Origin of the sequence: Sodalinema sp. (assembly GCF_046483825.1) — a bacterium.
Classification (GTDB): Bacteria; Cyanobacteriota; Cyanobacteriia; order Cyanobacteriales; family Geitlerinemataceae; genus Sodalinema.
Window position 1 is genome coordinate 1 of sequence record NZ_JAWOCL010000242.1, and the last position, 6,282, is coordinate 6,282.

General features: G+C 53.6%; 6 protein-coding genes. 5 read left to right on the forward strand and 1 reads right to left on the reverse strand.

Annotation, left to right across the window (positions count from 1 at the left end; genetic code table 11):
* On the reverse strand, positions 1-753 hold a 753-nt coding region (locus R6U67_RS15405; RefSeq protein WP_410253367.1), incomplete at its 3' end, for a CHAD domain-containing protein.
* Between the two features lie 132 nt (positions 754-885).
* Here R6U67_RS15405 and R6U67_RS15410 point away from each other — a divergent pair.
* The 5 genes from R6U67_RS15410 to hpnH all read left to right on the forward strand — a co-directional run bounded on the left by R6U67_RS15410 (position 886) and on the right by hpnH (position 6,138).
* Entirely contained in the window at positions 886-1,545 is a 660-nt protein-coding gene (locus R6U67_RS15410) for an HAD family hydrolase (protein ID WP_410253368.1), read from the forward strand.
* The gene (cbiB, locus tag R6U67_RS15415) at positions 1,518-2,579 is read left to right on the forward strand and encodes an adenosylcobinamide-phosphate synthase CbiB (RefSeq protein ID WP_410253372.1); all 1,062 of its coding nucleotides are present in this window, start codon (positions 1,518-1,520) and stop codon (positions 2,577-2,579) included. Before R6U67_RS15410 ends, cbiB begins: the two co-directional genes overlap by 28 nt.
* A gap of 23 nt (positions 2,580-2,602) precedes the next feature.
* Positions 2,603-3,655, forward strand: a complete 1,053-nt coding sequence (gene cobD, locus R6U67_RS15420; RefSeq protein ID WP_410253369.1) for a threonine-phosphate decarboxylase CobD — start codon at positions 2,603-2,605, stop codon at positions 3,653-3,655.
* Between the two features lie 40 nt (positions 3,656-3,695).
* The gene (locus R6U67_RS15425; protein ID WP_410253370.1) at positions 3,696-4,625 is read left to right on the forward strand and encodes an LD-carboxypeptidase; all 930 of its coding nucleotides are present in this window, start codon (positions 3,696-3,698) and stop codon (positions 4,623-4,625) included.
* 178 nt (positions 4,626-4,803) lie between these two features.
* A complete protein-coding gene (hpnH, locus tag R6U67_RS15430; protein ID WP_410253371.1) occupies positions 4,804-6,138 on the forward strand; it encodes an adenosyl-hopene transferase HpnH in 1,335 nt (444 codons plus the stop codon).
* The last annotated feature ends 144 nt before the right edge of the window (positions 6,139-6,282 follow it).

Genomic DNA, 6,282 nt, shown 5'->3' on the forward strand with positions numbered 1-6,282 from the left:
GATTGTCATCAGATAGCGAACACGCTTGGTTTGCTTACGCAATTCATGGAGATCCTTACCCTGTTGCAGCAGTAACTCATCCACCGCCTCACGGCTGATTTGGGAAGATGTCTCAGAAGATGTTTCGGGAGATGTCTCAGAAGATGTCTCAGGAGATGTCTCAGAAGATGTCTCAGAAGATGTTTCGGGAGATGTCTCAGGCGATAACCCCACCCACCAACCGGGTTCGAGGAGGAGACGACTCACACTCGGGAGTAAGACATCCGCCAAAACCGATTGAATCGGTAGGGTGGCGTAGGGACTGTATTGAGGATGTTGTAACCATTCCTGAATCGCCCCTTTGAACTTGTTGTACGACTTACCCAGGAGTAACGCTTCAGCCTCCTTGCGGGCCGTTTTGCGACGTTTGGCGAGGGTTTTCAGGGCCGGTTGCAGGCGATCGCGTTCCTTTTTGGGACAATTGGGCAAGAGATCTTGTTCTAGCAAGGCCTGCATCACATCAATATCCCGCAATACCCCAAGGGTGCGGGCCATCTTGCCAATTTTGGAATTTTGGGCGGGTTTCGGGAGAATCACCGCAGCGGCGAACCCGACGGTGTCACTGCGTAAACGTCGCATCCCCACCCGCATCTGATGGAGGGCTTCAGGATCGCGATCGCCCAACACCTCCTCTTCATACTTGAGGATATGCTTAACATGAGTCTTGATGGCACTGTGGGCGCGATCGCCAAAACTGGGAATTGAGGAAGTCATTATCGATTCAGTGTTGATTCAGTATTGATTCAGGGTTTACGGGGACGCCAATCCCAGAGAGGCTGACGGCTGGGTCGAAGTTTGCAAAAATGGGACAGCAACTATTCTAAGGATGAGGGAAACCTAACATTTGTGCTAAACGCGATTCTGTTCGATCTCGATGGAACCCTTGTTAATACTGATATTTTGCATTTTGCCATTTGGCAAGAACTTCTCAGAGAACAGGGGATTACCATCGATCGCGCCTTCTATAACGAGTATATGGTGGGACATCGCAACGAGGCGATCGTCCGCGACGTTTTAGGTCATTTGCCCCAGGAAGCCGGGATGAAGCTGGCGCACCGCAAAGAAGCCCTATTTCGGGAACGAGGGGGTCAGATGACGCGATTAGAGGGCTTAGATGAGCTTTTGAGATGGAGATCGCACCACCATCTCGCCACCGCCGTCGTCACCAACGCCCCTCGGGACAACGCCGAGATGATGTTAACCGCCCTCGACTTAGGCCATAGCTTTGATACCGTCGTCATCAGCGAAGAATTGCCCCAAGGAAAACCCCATCCACTCCCCTACCAAACCGCGTTAGAACGCTTATCTGTTCCGGCTGAGACGGCGATCGCCTTTGAAGATACCCCCCTGGGGATTCGCAGTGCGGTTGGGGCCGGTGTCGTCACCATCGGCATGGCCACCACCCACTCCCCCGACGTATTACAAGACGCGGGGGCCAAGTTTGCCATTGCCGACTTCCGCCGTGAGAAACTGTGGCAATGGTTAGAGGCGAGAGTTACGTCATGAACCTCGGAGATTCCATCTCCCAGGGGGATTTGGCCATCACGATCCTCATCGGAGGCTTAGTATTAGACAGACTCATCGGCGATCCTTGGCATTGGCTGCATCCCGTTCAAGTCATGGGTTGGGTCATTTCCGCCTATACCCAGATGGCCCTGAACCTCACCGACTCACCGCGAGGCTTGCGTTGGCTAGGAGTGGGGTTAACGCTGTTGATGATGATGGGTAGCGGGGCCATGGCCTGGGCCATGATTGCCCTAGGAACCTGGCTTCATCCCCGGCTGGGGGTGGCCGTGGCCATGATTATCCTGGCCTCATGTCTTGCGGCCCGCAGTTTACGCCAAGCCGCCGAAGATGTCTTGGCCCCCATTCTGGCGGGAGATATCCAACAGGCCCGCCAACGACTCAAAAACTATGTCGGCCGCGATACCGATACCCTCTCGGACGAGGACGTTTTACGGGCAGTCTTAGAGACGGTAGCCGAAAATACGGTCGATGGGGTCACCGCTCCGTTATTCTACGCAATTGTTGGGTCAATTGTATCTCCAGGGGGCGCGGCTGTGGTGGCTTTGGCCTACAAGTCCGTTAGCACCCTGGATTCCATGGTCGGTTACAAACGCCCGCCCTATACGGATCTCGGCTGGTGTAGTGCGCGCACCGAAGATGTGTTAACCTGGCTTCCCTGTCGTCTCACGGTAGCTAGTGTCGCCCTAGGTTCGGGCCATCCCCGCCGTTTTTGGGGACAATGTGGCCAGCAGGCCCGCCTCGATCCCAGTCCCAATTCAGGCTGGAGTGAATCAGCTTATGCGATCGCCTTAGGAGTTCAATTAGGAGGCGTCAACACCTATCAAGGGGTGGTGATTGAGAAACCCCGCTTAGGAACGTCTCGGCGGCCCATTACCCCAGTCGTCGTCAGGGAGGCTTTGGCCCTCAGCCGTCGTCTACTGGTCGGGGGGGCTATCATAGGAGTATCGTTAATCTGGGCACGCTACAGCCATGAGTTGGGGCCTTCACTGTTATCCCTCAATTCAGCCCATTAACATTGCTTTCCTATCCTTGTTTCATGACTCAGCCTCCCACTCATGGTGGAAATTTGACTTGGGCCGCCTCCCTAGCCGGATGCAAACCTGAAGAAATTTTAGACTTCTCGGCGAATATCAATCCCCTGGGGCCTCCAGCTTCGGCGTTGGCGGCCATTGACGGGGCCTTGAAGCATCTCCGCAACTATCCTGATCCTCAGTATCGTCCCTTACGGGAGGCGATCGCCCAAGTCCATCATCTCGATCCAGCTTGGGTATTACCGGGAAATGGGGCCGCTGAATTGCTGACTTGGACGGCGTTAGAACTCTCTCAATGCGATCGCGTTTTGTTGCCCCTCCCGGCGTTTTCTGATTATGGCCGGGCTTTACGGACGTTTGATGTGGCCATTCGTCCGGTATCAGCCTGGAATCAACCTCTTTGGCATCCTCGCCCTGGAGAGGGGTTATTGTTTAACAATCCTCATAATCCCACGGGGCAACTTTGGCCCCGTTGGCGCTTTCGGGCCATCTTAGAAACGGCTAAGCTGGTGGTGGCCGATGAGGCATTTATGGATTTTTTGCGGCCCGAGTCTCAGGAAAGCCTGATTGATTGGGTTGAAGAGTTTCCCAATTTGATTATCTTGCGATCGCTGACGAAGTTTTACAGTCTTCCCGGCCTACGCTTAGGCTACGCCATTTCTCACCCCGATCGCCTGCAACGTTGGCAAGAGTGGCGTGATCCTTGGTCCGTGAACAGTTTAGCAGCGGCAGCTGGGGCAGCGGTGTTACAAGATACGGCGTTTCAGGACCGAACCTATACCTGGCTAGAGACGAGTAAACAGCAGCTATGGGAGGCGATTAACGCCATTCCCGGCTTATCCGCCGATTGGGGGGCGGCCAATTTCTTGTTGGTGAGAACCCAGATGCCCGGAGATCAGTTACAACGGTTGTTATTGCGAGAACAACGGATTTTTGTGCGAGATTGCTTGAGTTTCCAGGAATTGGGCGATCGCTTTGTCCGCGTCGCCGTCAAACGTCCCCCAGAAAATCGTCGCCTGGTGTCTGCCCTGGAGGTCATTTTCGGCAATACCGAGTAGACTTGAGGATGCGATCGCCTCAATGTCCCTCTCAAAGCCTATGCACTTGCGTTTATTGAGTCCCCCATCCCTGCAAACTGGAGATACTCTTCACGTCATCGCCCCCAGTGGCGGACTCCGAGAAAAAACCGCGTGTGAACAGGGACTGCAACTTTGGCGCGATCGCGGCTACAATCTGGTCTTAACCCCCGGCTGGGACCAGCAACATGGCTATCTCTCAGCCCCAGATCCTCAACGGCGACAACAACTTTACGACAGTTTCCATGATCCCGACGTCAAGGGAATCCTCTGTCTTCGCGGCGGCTACGGGGCCACGCGACTCCTGGAAAATTGGAATTGGGGCGTACATTTACCCCCCAAATGGCTGATCGGATTTTCCGACATTACCGCCCTTCTCTGGAGTCTATCCAGCGAGGGTATATCGGGGCTACACGCCCCCCTTTTGACCACTTTGGCGGCCGAACCCGATTGGTCTCAACAACGGCTGTTTAAGTGGGTTTCCGGGCGGGCGATCGCCCCCATCCAAGGTCAAGGCTGGGGCGGTGGAAGCTGTGTCGGACGGTTATTTCCCGGGAATCTCACCGTCGCCACTCATCTCATTGGAACCGCCCACGAACCCGACCTAACCGGGGCCATCCTAGCCTTTGAAGATACCGGCGAACTTCCCTATCGTATCGATCGCCTCCTCACCCATTGGCGGATGTCGGGCCGCTTCAAACATATTGCAGGGATCGCCCTGGGGCGGTTTAGCCGAGGCGACGTTCCCCCAGACACCCCCAGTTTGAGTATGGCCGACGTCTTACGCGATCGTCTCGAAGATCTCAACATTCCCATCGTCTCCGAGTTACCCTTCGGCCATGACGGAGTCAACGCCGCCCTCCCCGTTGGTGTCATCGCTGAACTCGACGGCGACACTGGAACCCTCAACGTTACTCCATTCCCGGATCGCTACGAAATCACCTCCCCCTAATCCCCTCCATTTTGCCAATCTCCCCTGCCAACTCCAACGCTTTCCGTTAAAATAGTAGGCCTAGGTATTTCCCATATCTAGCAGTCAAAACATCAACCAGCCTGACTCTGCTCATTCTTAATTGTCCATTGTCAAGTCTGTCTGTTGATGTGTTATTGGTGAGAGGAGAACGACACATATGGCTATTCAAATTCAGCAGGCTGTTGCCGTTGGCAAATATCTCGTTGAACAGCGGTTAAGAGGGCGCAAAAAATTTCCCCTCGTCTTAATGCTTGAACCCCTGTATCGCTGCAACTTAGCCTGTTCCGGCTGCGGTAAAATCCAGCATCCCACCGAAATCCTCAAACGGAATCTAACCCCCGAACAATGTTTCGCCGCCGTCGATGAATGTGGTGCACCCGTCGTTTCCATTCCCGGAGGAGAACCCCTCCTACATCCCCAAATTGATGAAATTGTCGCCGGTTTAGTCGATCGCAAGAAATTCATCTATCTCTGCACCAACGCCATTTTACTGGAAAAAACCCTCTCAAAATTCACCCCGTCGCCCTATCTAACCTTTAGTGTTCACCTCGATGGCTTGCGAGAGAAACATGATGAATGTGTCGATCGCAAAGGGGTATTTGATATCGCCGTCAATGCCATCAAAGCCGCCAAAGCCAAAGGGTTTCGGGTCACCACCAATACCACCGTATTTGAAGGCACAGACCCGAAAGAAATGCAAGCGTTCTTCGACTTCTTAACTGAGTTAGGGGTCGATGGCATGATGATTTCTCCGGGATATAGTTATGAGAAAGCCCCGGATCAAGATAATTTCTTGAAACGGGAACAGACGAAATCCTTGTTTCGGGAAATTTTGTCGCCCTTCAAAGCGGGTAAAAAGAAATGGGACTTTAACCACAATCCCCTGTTCTTGGACTTCCTCATGGGAGACAAAGACTACGAATGTACGCCCTGGGGCAGTCCCAGCTACAGTGTTTTAGGTTGGCAAAAACCCTGCTATCTCCTCGATGAAGGTCATTACGACAGCTTCAAGGAGTTGCTGGAAAACACCGACTGGAGTCAGTACGGACGCAAGAGTGGCAATCCCAAATGTGCGGATTGTATGGTCCATTGTGGCTATGAACCCACGGCGGCCATGGATGCGATGGAACCGGCGAATATGGCTCGTTCCCTCGGCAGTGTTTTCGGTATGGCAGAAGTCGCTAGGGCTAGCAGTTCCTCCACTCTAGTTATATTTATGCCTACGCCCTGCGCAATTTGGGAAATCTCTTCGCCGAATTCAGCCATCTCCTCGAACTGCTCCAGGGCATTTTCCAGTCCTTCAATATCGTCTTGTTCAGCCATTGCTCCGACCCTGTTCAGCCGGCCACTCATGGCAGCCAGATTAATCTCAACTGCCCTTACCGGGTCATGTTTGGCCAGAGCTGCCAGGGCATTTTGCTGTCCTGTTAACGACACCTCTCTTGCATGTACTATGGCAGCCTTTGCTTCTTCGTTCAGCACCATGTCATAGACCATGTCCAGTACAGAGAGGTGCTTAGCCGTGGCATTCCCCGCCAGCGCCGTTATATCTCCCGTAAACAGTCCTTTATCGCCTGCTCGCTCTATCCTGGCCGCTACCATATTCATGGCCTCATCATACTTTTCTACAGCCAGG

Bases quoted from the DNA above. Each gene is read 5' to 3' on its own strand.
- cbiB (WP_410253372.1), top strand. From the start codon at position 1,518: ATGGTTAGAGGCGAGAGTTACGTCATGAACCTCGGAGATTCCATCTCC.
- cobD (WP_410253369.1), top strand. From the start codon at position 2,603: ATGACTCAGCCTCCCACTCATGGTGGAAATTTGACTTGGGCCGCCTCC.
- R6U67_RS15425 (WP_410253370.1), top strand. From the start codon at position 3,696: ATGCACTTGCGTTTATTGAGTCCCCCATCCCTGCAAACTGGAGATACT.
- hpnH (WP_410253371.1), top strand. From the start codon at position 4,804: ATGGCTATTCAAATTCAGCAGGCTGTTGCCGTTGGCAAATATCTCGTT.